Here is a 22485-nt window from a genome sequence, read left to right on the forward strand (position 1 = left end):
ACGAATAGTTTCCCTATCTTCGTCTGCATGAGATTTAAATTATTTTTTATTGCGATCTTATTGTTACCCACTGCTTTATTTGCACAGGAAGCAGATGATGATCCTGTATATGTAGTTGATTCAGTAAGAGTTTCTTCTTCAGCCGCCAACAATTTTACACCAGATCAGATAGGGTTGATCACCATTGCCAAAGGAAGGAAAGCCGTACTGCTGTATGGTAACCAGGCGGAGAACGGAGTGGTATATATAGAAACCAAACCTTTCGCACGGAAAAGGGTGGACCAGTTACTACGGACATCGTCGCCGTCGTACGACAGTCTGCGCAGGGTGCAGCCGCTGGACAGCAACCTGGTATATATTGTCAATGACAAAATAGTTACGCCCACGGATGAGGCCAGGTTATTTACCGTCGACAGGCGTACGTTTCAGTCGCTGCAAATCCTTAGCAGTAAAGAGCTGGAAGATAAATACCATCTTACTGGCAAGAAAGCAGGTGTTGCCATTCTCAGTACAGAAGATTGATCCGTATCTTTGCGTCACAATTTTTAGCACATGAAACTGGATATACTCGCAATAGCGGTGCACCCCGACGATGTGGAGCTGGGGTGTTCCGGGACACTGATGATGCATGCAGCCAAAGGTATGAAAACCGGTGTGGTAGACCTTACCCGCGGTGAACTGGGTACCCGTGGCACGCCGGAAGGCAGGGTACTGGAAGCAGAAGCCGCCGGACGCATAATGGGACTGGAAGTACGTGAAAATTTAGGATTGGCCGATGGCTTCTTCCGTAACGACACGATGGAGCAAATGGCGATCATCACCGCCATCAGGAAATATCAGCCTGAAATAGTGCTGGCCAACGCCATCGACGACCGCCATCCCGACCATGGCCGCGCTGCCAAACTGATTGCAGATAGCTGTTTTCTGGCAGGACTGCGTAAAATCAGTACACAGTTCAACGGAGAAGAGCAGGCCGCCTGGCGACCTAAGCAGGTATTTCATTTCCTGCAGGACAGGTATCACGAGCCTGATTTCGTATTGGATATCAGCCCGGTGATGGAACGCAAACTGGACGCCATCAAGGCTTTCAGCTCCCAGTTCCTGGCGCCGAAGGATAATGAGCCACAAACCTACATCTCCTCTTCGGGCTTCTTCGACAGCGTGATCTACCGCGCCAGAATGCTCGGAAAAATGGTAGGAGTAGAGTATGCCGAAGGTTATACCACTGCCAAAAAGATAGGCATACGAAACTTTGCAGACCTGATCAATGAAGTTACCTGATATATAATCCCTCGCAACCGCGGGGGATTTTTTTTATCTTATCCCTATGAAACGATTAGCCACCACCCTCATTTGCTGCCTGCTTTTCGTAGCAGCCTTTTCCCAGAAAACAGATAAAAAACTGGAAGCCATACTGGCACCGATGTTAAAGGATTTCCATGGCCAGGTGGGCATCTATGTACATCATCTGAAAAAAAATAAAATAGTCGCGATTGATGCTGATACGCTGTTTCCTACTGCCAGTATGATCAAAACCACGATCCAGGCAGGGATATTTAATAAGATAGCAGCGGGAGAATTGAAATATAACCAGGAGCTGATTTACAAAGATTCCCTCTTGTATGCCGGGGAGGATATCCTGGGTTCTTTTAAGAATGGAGAAAAGATCTACCTGGATAAAGTATTGATGCTGATGCTGACGATGAGTGATAATACTGCGAGTTTATGGTTACAGGGGTTGGCAGGAGGAGGATTGACCATTAACAGCTGGCTGGAGGCCAATGGTTTCAAGCAGTTGCGGGTGAATTCAAGAACACCGGGAAGGGAAGTCAACAGGAAGCAGTATGGCTGGGGGCAGACAACACCTTATGAGATGGCGAGGTTAATGGAGATGATTTACAGGGGAGTCGTGATTGATAAGAATAGTAGCGAGCGTATGTACAGGAATTTAACGCGCAATTACTGGGATGGGCAGGGATTATTGCAGGTCCCGGAGAATGTCAGAACAGCGTCTAAGAATGGGGCGGTGGATGAATCCAGGTCGGAGGTCATTATGGTAAATGCACCTCACGGCGATTATGTATACTGCATTGCAACAAAGAATAATGCAGATCAAAGCTGGAACCGGGATAATGAAGCCTGGCAGTTACTGAGAAGGGTGGGTTATGCGATTTGGAAGCACTACGAACCTAATAGCAAATGGAAGCCTGACCCCGGCGTGGGGAAGTTCTGAAAGTACAACGGGACCCGCTAAACATTAGATGAACAGATCTCTGGTAGCGTCGAATTCATCTTGTTTTATGATACTGTTTTTGATAAACGGAATCAGGGCAAGTCCAATCGTAAGAACAACGAGTACAAAATATTTCTTTTTCATTTCCATGCTAATTTTAATTAAGTCCGATTATATAACTAAATAACGTGCCAAAAAGTTACAGAAATCCCATAATAATGTTATTCGGGAGGTTATTTTTTTGTTTATAGGAGAAAAGCAGGAGGAAACTAGCTGTTATAGGTTGGAAAGCCTAATATATAAGCAATCTCTATGTCACATTTTTAAAATCTATTTGATTAATAATGAATGTAAAGTGATCTTTGCGCCCGGAAAAAATACAATCGCTATAATCTGCAAATCAAAAATCGAAATAGAATTATGAAAAATGTTATCTTATCCGTTGGGTCAGAATTTCCTGAGTTCAAAAAAACGGCTGTAGTTTCTATCGAAAAGGGTAAAGAATTTTACGAACTGTCTTCTGAAGAACTGAAAGCTTCTGGCAAATGGATGGTGATGTTCTGGTGGCCTAAAGATTTTACTTTTGTTTGTCCTACCGAGATTGCTGAATTCAACAAACATGCACAGGATTTCGCTGACCGTGATGCGGTACTGATTGGTGCTTCAACTGACAGTGAGTTCGTACATGCTGCATGGAGAAGAGATCACGAAGATCTGCGTGGTCTGCAGTTCCCAATGCTGGCTGATACTTCTAAATCTCTGGCAGAAGAGCTGGGTATTCTGGAAGCAAACGAAAAAGTTGCATACCGTGCTACTTACATTGTAGATCCACAAGGTATTGTTCGTTGGGTATCTCTGTACGATCTGTCTGTAGGTCGTAGCGTGAAAGAAGTACTGCGTGTACTGGATGCACTGCAAACAGATGAGCTGTGCCCTTGCAACTGGCAGAAAGGTGAAGCTACCCTCGCTTAATCGGCAATAATTACATTACAATAAAGCGGGGAAACAGGAAATGCGGTAGCATGGTCTGTTTCCCCAGGTTTTAACAGAATACACAAAACATATATGTTCGCAACAACAAATCAGGATACCGCTATTCAATTGTTAGAAGCTGTTGGTTTAGCAGAGCAGCCGGTATCAGAAAAGCTGCAGGCTTTAGTGAATGCAGATGCCCGTTACCTGAAGGATCTGAAAATTAACGTAACCAATTCGCTGGGAGCTGCGTCTCTGAGCAAGAAGGAAGCCTATCTGATAGGTCTGTCTGTTGCGGTAAACGAGAGAAATGCGGCTTTAGAGGCTTCATTTGCGCGAATGGCAGCAGCAGAAGGTGCGAGTGAGAAGGAGATAGCAGAAGCGATCAGCTGTACTTCGCTGATGAGTGCCAATAACGTGTACTATCGTTTCAGACATTTTGTAAATAAGGAGTTTTATACGGCCACCTCTGCAGGTATCCGTATGAGTATTATGGCTAACCCTGTGCTGGGGAAAGAGTTTTTCGAGCTGTTAAGCCTGGTGATTTCTGCGCTGAATGGTTGTGAAATGTGTGTAACTTCGCATGAAGAAGCGGTGGTGAAGCATGGTACTGAACCACAGCGTGTTTTGGATGCTGTCAGACTTGGAGCTGTGCTGAAGAGTCTGATTGTATTATTATAATAAATATTTGAATCGGGGGACAGATGAAAATTTGCTCCATAAAAAATTGATTATTAATCATTTGCGTAGTTGTTTTTCGTGTTGGCGCTGCCATTATAATCATGAATTTTCGAATTTGTTAATAAATTCATGTAATTATATTTGCAAAATCCACATAAAAATTCGACTTTTGCATTCCTAAATTTTAAGAATCATGGCAAGAGTATGTCAGGTGACAGGAAAGAAGCCGATTACAGGTCACCATGTTTCCTTCTCCAATATCAAGACAAAGAGAAGGTTTCTGCCTAACCTGCAGAAAAAACGTTTTTTCCTGGCGGAAGAAGACAAATGGATATCTTTGAAAGTATCTGCTGACGGTTTAAGAACCATCAATAAAAGAGGTTTGTATGCAGTAGTGAAGGAATTGCGTGCAGCTGGTCAGGAAATCTAATTCGTGGACTCACTTAATTTGTATACAAAATGGCAAAAAAAGGTAATAGAGTGCAGGTAATCCTGGAATGCACTGAGCATAAAAACTCAGGTCTCGCAGGTACTTCCCGCTACATCTCTGTAAAAAATAAGAAAAACACTCCTGAACGTCTGGAGCTGAAAAAGTACAACCCTATCATGAGAAAGGTGACTGTACACAAAGAAATTAAATAGTTAATTGTTGATGGTTGATGGTTGTTTTGCATACCAGCCATATAACCATTAGTCCATAAAAACAATATAATACCATGGCAAAAGCAGCTTCAAAGAACTCGAAAGTAAAGGATTTAAAAGCAGCAGCTGACGCGAAAGTTTGGACCAAAGTGGTGAAAGCAGTGCGTTCTCCTAAAACTGGTGCTTATACTTTCAAAGAGGCTATCGTGCACAAAGATAAAGTGCAGGAACACATCAACGCAAAGTAATTCGGCTTTACTAATCATACTAAAAAAGCTGTCCCTCTTGGGACGGCTTTTTGTGTTTCTATGCGCCTTCGAGACTTTTTCTTTTTCTCGCAAAGAAGCAAAGCAGCAAAGGATTATGTTTTGCTGTTTTCCTTTGCAGATAGTAGTGTTTGCAGAAACAATATTGAAGTTGTGCAAACAAGAAATTGTGGGTCTTTGCTGCTTAGCTCCTTATGCTGCTTTGCGTGAGGCAAGCGCCGCAGGCGTCATCCCCACTGCCATTTTGCTAGAAAAACCCTGCTGGCGTAATCTTTGCACAAGAAGAAACCGGGAAAAACCCGTAATTTAGCGACCTGTTTGAATTGCAAAAATGACAGGAACTGCATTACAGACCTATTATAACTAATATGAGCTTTTTCAAAAATCTATTTTCCAGAGAGAAAAAGGAAAGCCTGGACCAGGGCCTCCAGAAAACAAAAGAAAGTTTCCTCTCCAGGATCGGCCGTGCTATTGCTGGTAAGTCTACTGTTGATACCGAAGTATTGGATAACCTTGAAGATGCCCTCGTTTCTGCTGACGTTGGTGTTGATACGACCGTAAAAATCATTGACAGAATTGAGCAACGCGTTGCTAAAGATAAATACTTGGGAACCAGTGAATTGAACCGTTTACTGCAAGAAGAAATTGCAGCATTGCTGGTAGATGCACCTGATAGCGGCTTCCGCGATTTTGATGTTCCTGCCGGTAAAAAACCTTATGTTATTATGGTGGTAGGCGTGAATGGTGTAGGTAAAACTACTACCATCGGTAAACTCGCCTATAACTTTAAGAAAGCAGGTAAATCTGTACTCCTCGGCGCTGCTGATACCTTCCGCGCAGCAGCGGTAGATCAGCTGACTATCTGGAGTGAAAGAGTAGGGGTGCCTATCGTGAAACAGGCCATGGGTTCCGATCCGGGTGCTGTTGCATTCGATACCGTACAGAGCGGTGCAGCCAAGGATGTAGACGTAATTATTATTGATACTGCCGGCCGACTGCATAACAAACTCCACCTCATGGACGAGCTGAGTAAAATCAAGCGCGTAATGAAAAAGGTAATACCGGATGCACCGCATGAAGTATTGCTGGTGCTGGATGGTTCCACCGGACAAAATGCCGTTGAACAGGCCCGTCAGTTTACCGCTGCCACTGAAGTAACTTCCCTCGCCATTACCAAATTAGATGGTACTGCCAAAGGTGGCGTTGTACTGGCCATTGCCAATCAGTTCAAAATCCCGGTAAAATATATCGGCATCGGCGAAAAAATGGAAGATTTGCAGGTATTCGATAAAAATGCCTTCGTAGATTCTCTGTTTAGCGCAAATGACTGAGACCTATAAGATTATAAAATCTATCTCATTATTTGAATAATAATCTGCTTAAATATTTACTTTAAGTGGTATTCTACTAATCAGCAGATAAACAAATACGTTATATTCGCAATAGCTTAATTGTTGCCTGCTGGTTAGTACCAATCCCAATAATTTCTTACTGACTAGTTTAGCTGCTTCGTAACCCTGCCATTCATTAAATTAGAGTTGTCGTTTTTTTGGAACAATTAATTACAATTCGCGATTATGAATATAAAAAGCATAGATCGAGTTGATAAGATCACGCCGGAAGACTTCAGAAAGCACTACTATGAACCCAGGAAACCTGTTGTAATAACAGGAATAAGTAACGATTGGATAGCAAAGGACAAATGGACCTGGGATTATTTCAAGTCTATCGTAGGTGATAAAACAGTAGGTGTATATAATAATACACGTGCTGATGCCAATACCCCCGTTAACGGCGCCGATGACTACATTAAATTCGGCGATTACCTGGATATGATCCAGAAAGGACCTGTAGCCCTGAGAATTTTCCTCTTCAACATTTTCCAGCATGCCCCGGAGCTTACGCAAGACTTCGTCTGGCCGGATATTTATGCGAAAGGGTTATTGAAAAAATACCCGATGTTGTTTGTAGGAGGTGCAGGTTCGGTGGCGCATATGCATTATGATATCGATCTCTCCCATATTTTTCATACACAGTTTGTAGGCCGTAAGCGTGTATTATTGCTGGAGAATGACCAGTCGCCCTACATTTACCGTATGCCATTTACGGTAGAGAGTGCTGCAAGTTTTGTTAACTGGCATGAGCAGCTGAATACGACAGAATATCCTGCGCTGAACTATGCGAGTGGTTATACCACTATCCTGGAGCATGGCGATACACTCTTCATGCCTGGCGGTTACTGGCATCATATGGAGTATATGGATGGCGGATTTGCCATGAGTTTAAGGGCACTGGACCAATCATTGGCGGGAAAGCTGAACGGGCTCTATCATATCGTAGGTTTAAGAGGAATGAATAACATACTGATCAGGCTGGCACCGCAGTGGTGGTACCATAAAAAGCGGGAACTGGCACAGGGTAGGGCTAATAAAGTATTAAAATTAATTGAAGTCTGAAGCGCGGGAAAGCGGTTGTAAAAAATTGACTTGCAATCGTTTATCTTTAATTTCATAATTAACAATTCTTTTGTTAACTTTGCACCTTCCAAATTCAACCCCCACTAAGGCTCAAAGTCACGTACAGTAAGTCTGCTGTTTTATTATGTTAGTGTCTGTGTGTCTTCGTGGCGGTAGCGGAACAGGAAAATTCTGGTCCGCATGCTCTAAAACATTCGCCCTTGAAGACGAAAACTTTAAAGAAAGACAAGGTTAATATTATTACGCTTGGTTGTTCCAAGAACATGGTTGATTCGGAAGTATTGAGCGGTCAGCTCGCTGCTAACGAAATTGACGTTGTACATGAGAGTACAAAAAGAGACCACAACATTGTAGTTGTGAATACCTGCGGTTTTATCGACAAAGCCAAGGAAGAATCCATCAACACCATCCTGGAACAAGTAGAACTCAAAGAAAGAGGTAAACTGGACAAAGTTTATGTTACCGGCTGTTTGAGCGAGCGTTACCGTGGTGATCTCGAAGCTGAGATCGCAGGTGTGGATGCGTGGTTCGGCACAATGGAATTGCCGCTGATCCTCAAGAAATTTGATGCTGATTATAAGGCTGAGCTGATAGGAGAGCGTTTACTTAGTACTCCTTCCCATTATGCTTACCTGAAAATTGCAGAAGGATGTAACCGTACCTGTGCATTTTGTGCTATTCCACTGATGCGCGGACAACACGTTTCCAAACCAATTGAAGAGCTGGTTGCGGAAGCGGAGAAACTGGTTAAATCTGGTGTAAGGGAAATCATGCTGATTGCACAGGAGCTGACCTATTACGGTCTGGACCTTTACAAAAAGCGTCGCCTAGGTGATCTGATGCGTGCACTGGCACAGGTAGAAGGATTGGAATGGATACGTCTGCATTATGCTTATCCTACCAAATTCCCGCTGGAAGTGCTGGATGTAATGAATGAGTTTCCGAATATCTGCAAATACCTGGATATGCCTTTACAACATGCCTCCAATGGTATGCTGAAAGCCATGAAACGCCAGATAACCCGCGAAGAAATTGAAGAGCTCGTTCAGGCTATCCGTGAAAAAGTACCAGGCATTGCGCTGCGTACCACACTGATTGCCGGCTTCCCTGGTGAAACCGAGGAAGATGTGGAAGAACTCAAAAGTTTCCTCGAAAGAATGCGCTTCGACCGTGTAGGCGTATTCACCTACAGCCATGAAGAAGGTACCAGTGCCTACGAACTGGAAGACAATATCCCGGCTGAGGAAAAAGAAAGAAGAGCACAGGATATTATGGCTGTGCAACAGGAGATCTCCCTGGAAAAGAACCAGGAAATGGTTGGGAAGATCTTCAAAGTAATCGTAGACAAGAAAGAGTCCGGCAGGTATCTAGCCCGCACTGAATTTGACTCTGTGGAAGTAGATAATGAAGTGATAATAAATACCACCAAACGCCTTAAACCCGGCGACTTCGTGGAGGTTCGTATCACGAAAGCATTTGACTACGACCTCGAAGGAGAACTGGTGTAAGCAGCGCGCTGAAAAACCTGCGTTGCCTCTTTGCTTCAGGCAAAAGGCCTGAAGTAACAGAAAAAATATTTCAAAAGTCCCCGCAATAAACGGGCACTGTTACTAAGGCTCCCGACGGAGCCGGATCAATGTAAATCAATGACAACATTTGAATCACTGGGCTTAAAAGAGTCCATTTTAAAGGGAATTACAGACTTGGGCTTTGTTGCTCCAACCCCTATTCAGGAAAAAGCAATTCCCGTTTTATTGAGTGGTGACCGCGACTTCGTGGGTCTTGCCCAGACGGGCACTGGTAAAACGGCAGCATTTGGCCTGCCGCTGCTTCAGCAAATTGATGTAAACCTGCACAAACCTCAGGGTCTGGTATTATGCCCTACCCGTGAGCTCTGTCTTCAGATCACCAACGATCTGAAAAACTTCAGCAAACACCTGGGCGATGTTAGCATCGTAGCTGTTTATGGTGGTTCCAGCATTGTTCAACAACTGCGCGAACTGAAAAGGGGCGTTCATATCGTAGTAGCGACCCCGGGCCGTTTACTCGATATCATCGACCGTGGTGCCATCAACTTCGATAATGTACGCTATGCTGTACTGGATGAAGCTGATGAAATGCTGAACATGGGATTCCAGGAAGATATCAACAGTATCCTCTCCAACACCCCTGAAGAAAAAACTACCTGGTTGTTCTCCGCTACCATGCCACAGGAAGTGCGTCGTATCGCACAGAAGTACATGGAAGATCCATTTGAACTGACCGTAGGTAATAAAAACAGCGGTAACGCTAATATCGAACACGAATACTACGTGGTACGCCCACGTGAAAAATATGCAGCCCTGAAACGCCTGGTTGACTACAACCCGGATATCTTCGGTATCGTTTTCACCCGTACCAAGATCGAATCTCAGGAAATTGCAGAATCACTGATCAAAGATGGTTACAATGCAGATGCACTCCACGGCGACCTTACCCAGCAACAGCGTGACAAGGTGATGAAACGCTTCCGTGAAAGAGCCCTGCAGGTACTGGTAGCTACCGACGTTGCTGCCCGTGGTATCGACGTTGACAACGTTACGCACGTTATCAACTACGAACTGCCTGACGACGTGGAAAACTACACTCACCGTTCCGGCCGTACCGCCAGAGCTGGTAAATCCGGTACTTCCATCGCTATCATCAGCAGCCGTGATATCGGTAAAATCCGTCAGATCGAAAGAGTAATCGGTAAGAAATTCACCAAAGGTGATGTTCCTGATGGGTTCGCAGTTTGCGAAAAACAACTCTTCGGACTCGTTCACAGAGTACATAACGTAGTGGTAAATGAAGAACAGATCGAGCCATACCTGGAGCGTATCAACGAAGAATTTGCCAATATGACCAAAGAAGAACTCATCAAACGTTTCGCTTCTCTGGAATTCAATCAGTTCCTGGAATACTACCAGGATGCAGCTGACCTGAACGTGAAAGAAGAAAAACGTACGTTCGGTGAAGATCGTGGCGGACGTCGTGATAACAGTAAGTTCACCCGTCTGTTCATCAACCTGGGTTCTGTAGACGATTTCAACCGTGGTGATATGCTGCGTTATCTCTGCGATAACACCGGCGTTCGCGGTAACAAAATCGGTCGTATCGACCTGAAAGGTGTTTATTCCTTCTTCGAAGTAGAAAATGATGTGGTTGATAAAGTAACCCAGAGCTTCAAGAAAGTGGAATACAATGGCCGTTCTGTAAGGATCGAAATGTCGCAGGATGGTGATAAGCGCCGTGGTGGCGGCGGTGGCGGTGGTCGCAGAGAAGAAGGCGGCCCTCGTAAACGCTGGAACAACGACGGTGAAAGCCGTGGTGGTGAAAGCCGTGGTAAAAGAGAATTCTCCGGTGGCGGTGGAAGACCTCCGTTCAAACGTAAATTCTCCAAAGACTAAGCAATACCTGAAACAGTATAGGAAAGGGTCTCTCTACTAAACAGAGAGACCCTTTTTTCGTTTTAACAGATGTCCTGCCGGCGGCTGCTACTGGCTGCAAATCTGTTTTCATATAGCCACTCCCGTGAGATAGCAGTAGATATCTGATCAACAGAATTTTATTTGTCAATTTCCCAAAAATTAAACTATCTTGGTTGATACCACATTCAACCAGCAGTCTTATGACCGGAGATTCCTATAACGTAGAACAGGCCGTTATCCCCTTTTCCCTTTTTACATCCGCAGACATTGCATTATTTCAGGCTGGTTCACATTACCGGCTGTACGAAAAGTTTGGTGCCCGACCCGCTACCTGCGACGGTATGCAGGGAACTTATTTTGCCGTATGGGCACCTGATGCTGCCTATGTATCCGTAACCGGAGATTTTAATGAGTGGGACAGATACAGTCATACCCTTTTACCACGCTGGGACAGCTCCGGCATATGGGAAGGCTTTATCCCCGATATCGGTAATGGCAACCTCTATAAATATTTCATACGCTCCAATAGTGGTGAAGAACTGTTTAAGGGAGACCCCTACGCCACCATGTGGGAAGTAAGGCCCAAAACAGCTTCTGTTGTTCATTCACTGGATTATCAATGGAAAGATAAATCCTGGATGGAAGAACGAAAAAAACATAACTCGCTCAAACGACCTTTTAGTGTATATGAACTGCATCTGGGTTCCTGGCGCAAACCAGATCCTCTGAATGAAGAAAAATTTTATTCCTACCCGGAGATTACCCGTATGCTGGTACCCTATGTAAAGGAAATGGGCTTCACGCATGTGGAATTCATGCCGGTAATGGAACATCCTTTCGATGGTTCCTGGGGATATCAGCTGACAGGTTATTACGCACCTACTTCCCGCTATGGTACACCACAGCAGTTTATGGAAATGGTAGATACACTGCACCAGGCAGGCATTGGTGTGATCCTGGACTGGGTACCCTCACACTTTCCTTACGATGCCCACGGTCTGTTCCGTTTCGATGGCTCGCATACCTATGAATATGCGGATATGCGTAAAGGATATCATCCGGACTGGAACAGTTATATTTTTAACTATGCCAGAAGTGAAGTGCGCTCTTTCCTGTTGAGCAATGCCGTTTACTGGCTCGACAAATACCATGCAGATGGTCTGCGGGTAGACGCTGTTGCCTCAATGATTCACCTGGATTATAGCAGGGAGCGTGGTGGCTGGGAGCCTAACGAGCATGGCGGTAATGAAAACCTGGAAGCTATCAGCTTTGTAAAAAAACTGAACGAAACGGTATATGCCCTGTTTCCGGATGTACAGACCATTGCTGAGGAATCGACTTCTTTCTATGGTGTTTCCCGACCTACCTTCCTCGGTGGATTAGGTTTTGGTATGAAGTGGATGATGGGATGGATGAACGATACCCTGGATTATTTCAAAAAAGACCCGGTATACAGGAAGTGGTACCAGAATGACCTTACCTTCAGTCTGGTATATGCCTTCAGCGAAAACTTCATGCTGCCGCTCAGTCATGATGAGGTAGTACATGGAAAATCTCCTATGTTATACAAGATGCCGGGAGATGACTGGCAGAAATTTGCCAACCTGCGTTTGATGTACAGTTATATGTTTACGCACCCGGGTACGAAATTATTATTTATGGGAGATGAATTTGGTCAGACGTCCGAATGGAGTTATAAAACCGAGCTGGACTGGCATCTGCTGAAATTCAGGCCCCATGAAGGATTGAAGGCCTATGTAAAAGCATTGAATCACTTATATACCAGTTCCACTGCCTTGTATGAGCAGCAATTTGATGGTGCAACATTTGAATGGATCACCGTGAATGATTATGATAATTGTGTGCTGGTATATATAAGAAAAGGCGTGAAGCCGGATGATATGTTGATGGTGGCGTTGAATATGACGCCGGTGCCGAGGGAGAATTATCTTATTGGCGTGCCTGTTCCCGGCAACTGGAACGAAGTACTTAACAGTGACGCTGCTGCCTATTATGGCAGTAATGTGGTGAATACCGGCACAGTGGAAGCAACAAAGCAGACTTATAATGGTAAGGAATATACCATTAGTTTAAGACTTCCGCCGCTGGGTGCAGCGATACTTCGTTATTCGGCGCCTGGCAGATAATAAACTGATCGTTTTTGGAGTTATATAATGGCTTACCTTACCCAGGTGAGCCATTTTTTTTGCCGTTTTAAACCCTGAGGAATTTTAACAATCTATTTAAGCGGGCCGAAAATTGCGGTGATCAGAAAGAGAGTGCCCCCAAAGGTAGACAGACAGGCCAGTTGTCAACTAATCAGAATTTTTCAACCAAGTTTTTGCATCCATAATTTTTATTGATTTAAAACCATTTATTTATGAAGAACTATCTCCGTAAAGCCGGGTTAGTATTTGCAGTGCTTGTTACAGCAGGAGCCATATTTTTCACAGCATGTAACAAGGATAACTCCACTTCTAGCCAGCCCCAGCCCACTGCTAATCAGCAGAAAGTAAATCTCTTCCTTTCGGACGATCCTGGTTATTTTGACAAGGTAAATCTGGATATCCGCAAAGTGGAAGTGCTGGTAGACACCTGCGGAAATCTTGGTAACGAAAGCTGGAACGATCGCGATCGTTGCGGCTGGGATAATGACCTTGGCAAAAAAACAGACAGTTGCCAGGTTTGGGATTCGCTGGCCATTCATCCAGGTGTTTACGACCTGTTGACCCTGCGTAACGGTACAGATACCCTGCTTGCCGGAGGTAATGTTCACAAAGGTACTATGGAACGTATCCGCATCACTATCGGTAGTAACAATTCATTGGTTAAAAACGGTGTTACCTATCCTGTAACTTCCCTTACAGGCCAGAGCAAGATCATCATCCGTGTAAGACATACCGAATGGGATCAGCTCAGCAGCAGTAACCTTCAGTTATGGCTGGATTTTGACGTACAACGTTCTATTATCAAAACCAGAGATGGTAAATTTATTCTGAGTCCGTTCATTAACGTATTCACTATCCTGAAAATGGGCAGTCTGTCAGGTCGCGTTACCCCGATGGATGCTTACCCTGTTATCTCCGTATACGATAACAACAACGACACCCTTTATGCACTGCCATGGAATGATGGTTCTTTCAAAGTGCGCGGATTGAAACCAGGCAACTGGAATGTATTCATCAATGCGTCTGCACCTTACAAGGATACCACTATCACAAACGTGAGCGTGGGTAAAGGCCAGGATACCCCACTGGGCCAGATCAAACTTAGCAAACAGTAACGCAACATTTATCAAAAAAGCCTCTCCCCATAACCGGGAGAGGCTTTTTTGTTAATATATATATCTTTTCTTTAACTTGTGAAAAACTATTTTATGCGTCGGTTATTATTTGTTTGCACGCTGCTATGTCTGGCTACCGGAGCTTTTGCCCAGCAATTGGTTTATAAGGTTCCCAAGCATAACCAGAAAGATGAGAAGGGAAGGAAGCAGGGATTATGGATGGAAGAAGTGGGAGAGATCAGGGGAGAGCCCGGATTTACCTGGGAAGGGGTCTATAAAAATGACAGAAAGGAAGGAAAATGGACCAAAAGTACCCATGGCGGCATTCTGCTGGCGGAGGAAACCTATAAAAACAATGCATTGAATGGTTATTGCAAATATTTCTATCCTGATGGGAAAAGAAGTGCGGAAGGAATGATTGTATCATCGGAAATTCCCGGGCAGAAGGATACGATTTTTGTTGTAGACCTGGATACTGGTGCCGAGAAGCCAATGGAAATAGTGCGGGAAGGTAATCCGGTACGACAGGGCCTCTGGAAGGTTTATGATGAAGATTCCGGTAAGATGACCAAGCAGTATTATAGTTTAGGAGAGGAGATCTCAGCGGCGGAAGCGGGCGATAATGATTCTATTCCTGCAGCTGTAACGCCGAAGGCGCCGGTGTCGCATTTGCCACATGAAGATGCTGTTAACGGCAAGAAAAAGCACTAAACAGAAAATGAACAACCTATAAGCTAAAATGAACAAAAAGATTTGTCCATTTCAGCTTTTTTTGTTGTACTTTCAATTTATCCGGGTATTAAGCTATATCAACCTATTGAAATACAGTTGTTTTTTGTATTTCCTGATTCCATTATCCTATTAAATTGTTTGTATGAAAAGCCTGATTTTACACCACGCGAAGCGTCACGCAGAAATGAATCAATATGAGTTTAGTGTAGACAAAATTGAATTGATGTTTAGAGCAGTCTTTATTTTCCTGATCTTTTGTGCATTAATGTCTATTTGTTTCCTATCTATATATTATTAACACTATTGGGATGCTAATCCTGATGGCTGGCAAAGTATTTCGCCGGTAAACTCTCCTGAAAAGGGGAGTTTGTTTTTTTATGGATGTTTCGAATGATAAGATAAACCTATAACGCAAAGCAGTATAGTATTTGCCTGGATGTGGCTGTATGCAAAATTGATTTTTTCTTTGTAATCCAGTGTGGACGCTGGTTTGGGAGGTATGAACAAAATGAACAGCAGGTAATGCTGTTCATTTTGTTCATTATGGCCGTTTTCCGGCAATGAATTTTGAAGTGTCTAAATGACGCTTTAATTTTGAATCTCTAAAGTTGGCATAGGTTAGGACAAAGGGCATTAGATATCTATCTATTGTGCCTGCTTTTTAAAAAACCTTTTGCTCCTTCACGATCAAAATCTCTCGAAAGAACTACTATAAAAATTGCTATTATCAGGGTCTGATAATAATATTTTCAAATCCCTTATCGGTAAAGAACTCCGTCACATTAGCCATAGTACTCAGTTCCGGCTGGATTACCTTTCCATCTGCGAGGATAGTTCCGGCAGCAAATGGCAGTCCGTGTACCCGGATACGGTAACGGTTATAGGAGGTCTGGTAGTTTACGAAATACTTTTTCTTCAGGAAGAACTGTGTTGGGTCGGACAGCTGTTTAAATCGGATGATATTGTATTGTCCGTTTTTATAGCCGTAATGATCACCTGCATCTTCATAAAGCGTGCTCTTCGTCACTTCTTCGCCGTAATAGATATCGAGGATCATTTCTTCCGGCTGATGCTGGCTGGTATACTGCATCAGCGGGTAAGAAGAGATTACGCTGCCGGCTTTTGCGAACAGAGGCATTTCTTCCAGCGGCGTAGGCACGGTTACATGTTGTCCGCCGGTATACAACTGGTCGTTCCAGTAGGAATACCATTTTCCTTTTGGTAGATAAACATCCTTTTCCTGCATGTTGGCCTCATTCACAAAACTGATCAGCAGGCTGTCGCCGAACATAAACTCATGTGAGCAGTTCCATGTATCAGGCTCATCCTGTGCAACAAAAGCCAGTGGCCTGATCATAGGCGTGCCATTTTGTGCGTACTGCCAGAATGTGGTATAGAAATATGGCAGCAGCTGATATCTCAGGCTGATGAATTTTTTAGTAACGGCTTCATATTTTTCACCGAAGCTCCATGGCTCCTGGTTGAAGCCTGTTTCGTTGCTGGCACTGTGGGTACGCATCAACGGGTGGAAAGTAGCCAGCTGTATCCAGCGGGTATACAATTCGCCATCAGGTTCCCCGATGAAGCCGCCGATATCACTACCAGTGAAAGACAATCCGGAAACTGCCAGTCGCTGACACTGAACAGCAGCCAGCCATAGATGTTCCCAGCTGGAAACATTGTCGCCGGTCCATACGGATGACCAGCGCTGTGCACCTGCATAGGCGGAGCGGGTAATCACGAACGGACGGTTGGGCATCAGGTATTTTTTTAATCCTGCTGCGGTAGATTTACTCATCAGGTGCCCGTAGATGTTATGTGCTTTTCTGTGGCTGACTTCTTCTCCATCATAATCATGGCGTACATCTTCGGGGAAGCTGCCCATTTCAAATACGGCAGGTTCGTTCATATCGTTCCATACGCCACGGACGCCAGTTTCAGCCAGGCCCTTGAATAAGCTGGCCCACCAGTCGCGGACTTCAGGGTTGGTGAAGTCGGGGAACACACATTTGCCAGGCCATACGTCTCCTTCCATGAGTGCGCCATCGGCGCGTTTACAGAAGTAGTTGTTTTTAAGACCTTCCAGATAGATATTATATTCCGGATCTACTTTTATGCCCGGGTCTATGATGACTACCACTTTAAAACCTTGTGACTCCAGATCGGCGATCATTTTAGCCGGATCGGGGAAGTACTCGTTGTTCCAGGTAAAGCAGCGGAAGCCGTCCATGTAGTCGATATCCAGGTAGATTACGTCGCAGGGGATCTGGCGTTGACGGAATTCGGCAGCGATTTCCCGGACGCGTTTTTCCGGGTAGTACGACCAGCGGCATTGATGATAGCCCAATGCCCACATTGGCGGGAGTTCCGGCGTGCCGGTAATGCGGGTATATGCTTCTGCCACTTCCATCAGTTCAGGCCCGTAGATGAAATAGTAGTTCATCTCACCGCCCCTGGCCCAGAAGCTGCAAACGTTATCTCTTTCTTTTCCGAAGTCGAAAATGGTACGGAAGGTATTATCGAAGAAAATACCGTAGCCGATATTGTTGTGCAGCCCGTAATAGAATGGGATATTGCGGTAAAGCGGGTCCGTATCCTTCTGGTAGCCATAGGCATCGGTGCCGTAATTTTCCAGTCGCTTGCCGCGAAGGTTGAGGTCAGTAGGCTTATCGCCGAGGCCGTAGAATACTTCACCTTCCGGGATGAGCTTACTGCAGTAAACGATTTTGCCGCCTTTCTGGAGATAGTGCTGCCAGTGAAAGCCCATTTCGTCCTGGTTGATCACTTTTCCATCCAGGTCGGTGATGGTAATGCGCAGGTTATCTCTGGCAATCAATACCTTGATACAGTTGGTATATATTTCGAAGTTTTCGTCAAACTCACGGATGCCAAAAGCGATAGGGGATTCTTCCAGTGTGTCGCTGGTAGCGTAGGAGAAATCCCGTTGAAAGGTGCCATCTGAAGCGTACCGGAAGCGGATGATCTTATCGGAGATAACCCGTATTTCGAGAATGGTTTCAGAAGTATAAAAAGAAAAATAGTTACCTTCTTTTTTCCAGGACCTGACCGCGTCCGGGTAATGTTTTTCAGAATATTTGCTGGATGAGGTTTCGACTTGCATAAACTCTAATTCAATATGTTGGATTTCCCGGGCTTAAATTACACAAAAAAAATTGTGGTTTACGGCTTTGCGTTTAGAATGTATATTCCGGCGTTTACGATAAAAAATATTCAATTGACAAAAAAGACACAAAAAAGTATAAATATCTTATTAACTTCAGAGCAATAAATGTACTTTTTGCTTTAACCTATTCCAGCGGTGCGCCTTTCCAGGAGCACCTTTTTGATTAGCAGCAGGCCCGTCTCTTTCTTACTCTATTGTAATTACTGCAATATCCTTTCCTGCAAGAAAAATTTTCTTCTTATATATTGCGCAGGTTACTACGTTGAAGCCTTTTCCGATTTTTTGCCAGTCCAGGCCACCATTAAAAGAAATATCCGTACCACTGGTTCCGGTGGCGACGAGGGTGTTTTTATTCAGCCAGGTTACGCCTGATTTATAACCGGAAGGCGCTGTATGTGGTGCTTTCCAGGATTTGCCGCCATCGGTGGTGATAAAGCAGTTACGATAGCGGAGGGTATCCTGTTTGTAGTTTCCGCCAACCACAATACCGTTTTGCTGGTCGCGGAAGGCTACGGAGAAGGCGCCTGTGCCGGATTCGCCCTGGATGACAGGTAGCGTATAGGCATTCCAGTTATTTCCTTTTCTTTTGTAGATAGCAGATTTCGTGCCGCCGGTAACGAAGCAGGGAGTACCATCCGGGAGGATGATCAGGCTGGTATTGCTGGCGGCAAATATGGCTTCTCCGGTGGCGGCGATGGGCCTCGCCGCATCGGGGAGTGATTGCCATTGGCTACCATGGCTGGTTTGCAGCATTACAAAACGCGGTGTCCCGTTGGCATCGGGGAGGGGGTCGCCTATGGCGAAGCCTTCTCCGGATTTTGAGAATGCGAGTCCGTCGATAAAAATACCTGCCGTATCGATGGAGAGGGTATTGGTCCAGGTTTTTCCGCCATCTTGTGTCAGGTAGGCTTTTGCGGGTTGTCCTATACGAATAGCTACGGCTTTGTTGCGGTTGAAGGCATGGAGAGAGCGAAAGTCGCAGCTATCGCAGTTGGGGTCTGGCATAAACCATTCCCAGGTATTGCCATCGTTCAGGGAGCGGCCTACCTTGCCATTGGTCCCGGATACCCATATAGCACTGTCGGTAGTGGTGGCGAGTGCCCGGATACTGGCAGCTTCGGGTTTGGAACAGACAATACTGACCTGATATTTTGATTGGGCAGACAATGATAACATGTTTGTCAGGAGTACGAGGAGGAGCAGTCCGATACGGTCTCCTGCGGCTGAAAGCAGCCACTGTAAAGTGTAACGTTTATGGGCAGTACCAGATAAAAGGCCAGCGAGCATATATTATGATATTTATTTCCAATCTGTTAGCGGGAAGAAAATTACAAAATTGCTATAAAGTGTGGAGCAGATTTATATATTTGCAATAAAGCCTTAACCTGCTTACTGTCATTAACACTAAAACCATCGTGCACTTACCGCGTAAAATGAAAGTACTTGTCCTGCTAAGCCTATGCATTTTATGTGCTATTACTACACATGCGCAGGAGAAGCCATATATATTTGACAGCTATAGTGTAAATGAAGGACTTTCTCAAAGTTCCATATTTGATATTGCCCAGGACGACCAGGGCTTTATGTGGTTTGCGACCAGGGATGGTATTAACCGCTTCGATGGTTATCTTTTCAACGAATACAGGTATAAACCGAATATATCCATCAAACCGGGAGATGGCAAGGGAGAGCTGGTACCGCGTACTACCAGTGGCAACAGGGCGGTTATCAACCGTTTCGACCTCAGTGGTTATAAGGGATATTCCTTTTATAAAGACAGCCGTAACCAGTTATTACTTGCCCATAACAACGGGGTGAGCATCTACAATAAATACCTCAATAATTTCACGCCGGTATTGTTTGATACTTCTATTGTCAATGCTGCAGAGCGCGACAACAATGTAAAGTTCAAGGTACTGGGAGAAGATACCCTTACACATACCTACTGGATCTGGCGTCCGATGAAGGGATTGTATGTGGTAGACAGGGATACCTATTCCAGGAAGCGTATCATTGCGTATCCGCGACAGTTTACTTCTGCCGGTATTATTCCTCAGTTTGCCTACAAGGATAACGACCTGATCTGGATGTCGTACCAGACGGGGGAGTTGCTGGCTCTGAACATACATACCTTACAGCTGCAAACCTTCTGTTTACCGAATGTCGGTATCAATCCGGTGATGCGCAGGCTGAATGAGGATTCGCTTATTATCGCGAGCGACGGGCATATTATCATCTTCAATAAAAAAAGAAACAAATTCAGTGACCGGGCATATGAAATCCGTAATGAAAGGAATGAACCTTTCATTCCGCGAACGATGGAGCTGGACCATGATGGGAATGCCTGGATTGGCGGAAATGACGGGGTGCTGATCTATAGTATTGCGCGAAATGATGTTATCCGGCATATTGTCAGCTTTAATACTTTCGAAACGCATTCCTTTAACCTGGTTACTTACCTGTACAGGGATGCATCGGATAATATGTGGGTAGGAACAGATGGCGATGGCATCAAAAAATATTCTCCTCACAGAAAAATATTTAATCTCTACAGATCTCCCTTTATCACACATAATATGGTGGAGTCGGTGTACAAGCACGACGACGGGCGATTATATGTGGGGCTGATGAATGACGGGCTCAATGTTTATGAAGAGGGGGGAAGATTTCTGGAAAGGATCAGCAACGAAACATATCCGGGTAAATTTCCGGCAAGCAGTCTGGCAGCCATTTGCAGAGAAGATTACGAGCATATCTGGTTAAGTTTTAACGGGATGCATATTGGATTATACAATGTGATCAATCGTAATTTCACTGACCTGACGAAATATATTCAGCCGCTGGGCTTACCGAAAGATCCGGGGCAGTTTCCGTTTTTATTTAAGCGTTCCAATGGGGAGCTATATTTTAATTACGGGCATTACCTGTTAATGTTTACCTCAGAGGAGGGAAAGTATAAGGTGTCGCTGGTGCATGATTTCGGAGACGAGTTGCTGACTACCTATTACGAAGATATGATGGGGACGCAGTATGTGGGTACGAAGTCGGCGGTGTACGTGCATCATGCCGGCCAGAGCCACTGGAACCGTGTTAATCTGCCGGAGGGTTCCGCGGTAAAATCCATCACCAAAAACAGTCATAAGCAGGCGCTGATTGCCGGCACCAAAGGGTTGTTTGTATTAAATGAGCAGGACCAGGTGGTGCAGCATTTCAATAGTTATGATAATCCGAAGCTGATCAATGATTATCTGTATGGCGTATTGCTGGATGATAAAGACAAGATCTGGGTGAGTCATAACAAGGGGCTTTCGCAGATCAATATGGTCACTAATGAGATTACGACCTTTGATCATGAAGATGGGCTGCAATCTAATGAATTCAATACCGGCGCCAGTTTCAAATCGGTAGACGGAGAATTGTTTTTTGGTGGTATCCGTGGGGTGAATGGTTTTTATCCGAAGAATTTCCGGAACAATCCATATTATCCAAAGGTGGTGATCAGGCGGATGGAAGTGCTGGATAAGCCATACGAGTCGGACACAGCTGTGTCTTTACTGAAGCGCGTAGAGCTACCTTATAATCAGAATACGATTGCGTTGGAGTTTGTGCCGCTGGAATATACGAATCCGCCGAAGAACCGGGTGCAGTATAAGCTGGAGGGTGCGGATGAAGACTGGGTGGATGGCGGAACGTTCAGGATGGCGAGGTATACGAATTTGCATCCGGGGAAATATACTTTTAAAGTGCGGGCATCCAATAATGATGATATCTGGAATACAACGCCTACCACGCTGGAGATTCTGATCAGAATTCCGTTCTGGCAATCGTTGTGGTTTAGATTTTTATTGCTTTTGTTGTTGTTAGGCATTGCATATTATTTTTCTACATTGTATCTTGACTATAAGATTCGTCATGAGAAATTAAAATTAGAGAAGGAGCAGGCGGTGGATCAGGAGCGTGCGCGTATTTCAAGTGATATGCACGATGACCTGGGGTCGGGGCTTTCCACTATCCGGTTGCTGAGTGAAATAGCGAAGCGAAAGATACAGGATCCTTCACAAACCAAGGAAATCGAGCGTATATCTGAGACTGCGGGAGAGATGGTGGATAAGATGAGTGAGATCATCTGGGCGATGAATTCATCCAATGATTCGCTGGCTAACCTGATCGCCTATATGAGAAGTTTCGCTGCTGATTTTCTGGAGCATGCGCATATCACACATCAGTTTTATTTTCCTGAAACCATACCAAACATTAAGTTGAGCGGGGGCACGAGAAGAAATATTTACCTGGCAGTGAAGGAGTCGCTGCATAATGTGGTGAAGCATGCGAAGGCGACGGAGGTGGTGATAGAGGTGAAGATGAACAATAAAAACATGACCATTATGATCAAAGACAATGGAAAGGGATTTGATCAGGAAAAGGTAAGATTATTCGGAAACGGCTTAAAAAATATACAGAAGAGAGCGCAGGCAGTAGGGGGAAATGCTGAAATTACGTCTAATAACGGAACAATAGTTTTTCTCGATATCCCACTAAATTGACATACATTTGTTACTATAACAT

18 protein-coding genes are annotated in these 22485 nt (G+C 44.7%); 16 read left to right on the plus strand and 2 right to left on the minus strand.

Annotated elements, in window-relative coordinates; translation table 11 throughout:
- The first annotated feature begins 27 nt into the window (after positions 1-27).
- The 15 genes from F3J22_RS12535 to F3J22_RS12605 all read left to right on the plus strand — a co-directional run bounded on the left by F3J22_RS12535 (position 28) and on the right by F3J22_RS12605 (position 14714).
- Positions 28-522: a hypothetical protein gene (locus tag F3J22_RS12535; RefSeq protein WP_167017606.1), complete on the plus strand. Its 495-nt coding sequence runs from the start codon at positions 28-30 to the stop codon at positions 520-522.
- A gap of 30 nt (positions 523-552) precedes the next feature.
- A complete protein-coding gene (gene bshB1, locus F3J22_RS12540) occupies positions 553-1281 on the plus strand; it encodes a bacillithiol biosynthesis deacetylase BshB1 (protein ID WP_167017608.1) in 729 nt (242 codons plus the stop codon).
- Positions 1282-1327: 46 nt separating this feature from the next.
- Positions 1328-2233 (plus strand): serine hydrolase, encoded by a 906-nt coding sequence (locus tag F3J22_RS12545; RefSeq protein WP_167017610.1) that lies wholly within the window; start codon positions 1328-1330, stop codon positions 2231-2233.
- Between the two features lie 420 nt (positions 2234-2653).
- Positions 2654-3205, plus strand: coding sequence for a peroxiredoxin (locus F3J22_RS12550; protein ID WP_167017612.1), 552 nt, complete (start codon positions 2654-2656; stop codon positions 3203-3205).
- Positions 3206-3298: 93 nt separating this feature from the next.
- Entirely contained in the window at positions 3299-3886 is a 588-nt protein-coding gene (locus F3J22_RS12555; RefSeq protein ID WP_167017614.1) for a carboxymuconolactone decarboxylase family protein, read from the plus strand.
- A gap of 193 nt (positions 3887-4079) precedes the next feature.
- A complete protein-coding gene (gene rpmB, locus F3J22_RS12560) occupies positions 4080-4316 on the plus strand; it encodes a 50S ribosomal protein L28 (protein WP_073086206.1) in 237 nt (78 codons plus the stop codon).
- A 29-nt stretch (positions 4317-4345) separates the two neighbouring features.
- On the plus strand, positions 4346-4528 hold the full coding sequence (gene rpmG, locus F3J22_RS12565) for a 50S ribosomal protein L33 (protein ID WP_167017616.1): 183 nt from the start codon (positions 4346-4348) through the stop codon (positions 4526-4528).
- Positions 4529-4602: 74 nt separating this feature from the next.
- A complete protein-coding gene (locus F3J22_RS12570; RefSeq protein WP_167017618.1) occupies positions 4603-4776 on the plus strand; it encodes a DUF4295 family protein in 174 nt (57 codons plus the stop codon).
- A gap of 386 nt (positions 4777-5162) precedes the next feature.
- A complete protein-coding gene (ftsY, locus tag F3J22_RS12575; protein ID WP_167017620.1) occupies positions 5163-6125 on the plus strand; it encodes a signal recognition particle-docking protein FtsY in 963 nt (320 codons plus the stop codon).
- A 246-nt stretch (positions 6126-6371) separates the two neighbouring features.
- Positions 6372-7250, plus strand: coding sequence for a cupin-like domain-containing protein (locus F3J22_RS12580; RefSeq protein WP_167017622.1), 879 nt, complete (start codon positions 6372-6374; stop codon positions 7248-7250).
- 221 nt (positions 7251-7471) lie between these two features.
- Positions 7472-8779 (plus strand): 30S ribosomal protein S12 methylthiotransferase RimO, encoded by a 1308-nt coding sequence (gene rimO / locus F3J22_RS12585; protein WP_167017625.1) that lies wholly within the window; start codon positions 7472-7474, stop codon positions 8777-8779.
- A 138-nt stretch (positions 8780-8917) separates the two neighbouring features.
- A complete protein-coding gene (locus F3J22_RS12590) occupies positions 8918-10699 on the plus strand; it encodes a DEAD/DEAH box helicase (protein ID WP_167017627.1) in 1782 nt (593 codons plus the stop codon).
- 221 nt (positions 10700-10920) lie between these two features.
- On the plus strand, positions 10921-12867 hold the full coding sequence (glgB, locus tag F3J22_RS12595; protein WP_167017629.1) for a 1,4-alpha-glucan branching protein GlgB: 1947 nt from the start codon (positions 10921-10923) through the stop codon (positions 12865-12867).
- A 233-nt stretch (positions 12868-13100) separates the two neighbouring features.
- Positions 13101-14003 carry a DUF4382 domain-containing protein gene (locus F3J22_RS12600; RefSeq protein ID WP_167017632.1) on the plus strand — a complete coding sequence of 301 codons (903 nt, stop codon included), beginning with the start codon at positions 13101-13103 and terminating at the stop codon, positions 14001-14003.
- A 93-nt stretch (positions 14004-14096) separates the two neighbouring features.
- On the plus strand, positions 14097-14714 hold the full coding sequence (locus tag F3J22_RS12605) for a toxin-antitoxin system YwqK family antitoxin (RefSeq protein WP_167017634.1): 618 nt from the start codon (positions 14097-14099) through the stop codon (positions 14712-14714).
- Positions 14715-15462: 748 nt separating this feature from the next.
- Here F3J22_RS12605 and F3J22_RS12610 read toward each other — a convergent pair.
- Both F3J22_RS12610 and F3J22_RS12615 read right to left on the minus strand, forming a co-directional pair.
- The gene (locus F3J22_RS12610; RefSeq protein ID WP_167017636.1) at positions 15463-17856 is read right to left on the minus strand and encodes a glycoside hydrolase family 31 protein; all 2394 of its coding nucleotides are present in this window, start codon (positions 17854-17856) and stop codon (positions 15463-15465) included.
- Positions 17857-18105: 249 nt separating this feature from the next.
- Positions 18106-19206: an oxidoreductase gene (locus F3J22_RS12615; RefSeq protein WP_167017638.1), complete on the minus strand. Its 1101-nt coding sequence runs from the start codon at positions 19204-19206 to the stop codon at positions 18106-18108.
- A gap of 146 nt (positions 19207-19352) precedes the next feature.
- Here F3J22_RS12615 and F3J22_RS12620 point away from each other — a divergent pair, with 146 nt between their 5' ends.
- Positions 19353-22463, plus strand: coding sequence for a sensor histidine kinase (locus tag F3J22_RS12620; RefSeq protein WP_167017640.1), 3111 nt, complete (start codon positions 19353-19355; stop codon positions 22461-22463).
- Positions 22464-22485 lie beyond the last annotated feature (22 nt).

Origin of the sequence: Chitinophaga sp. Cy-1792, assembly GCF_011752935.1 — a bacterium.
Lineage (GTDB): Bacteria > Bacteroidota > Bacteroidia > Chitinophagales > Chitinophagaceae > Chitinophaga.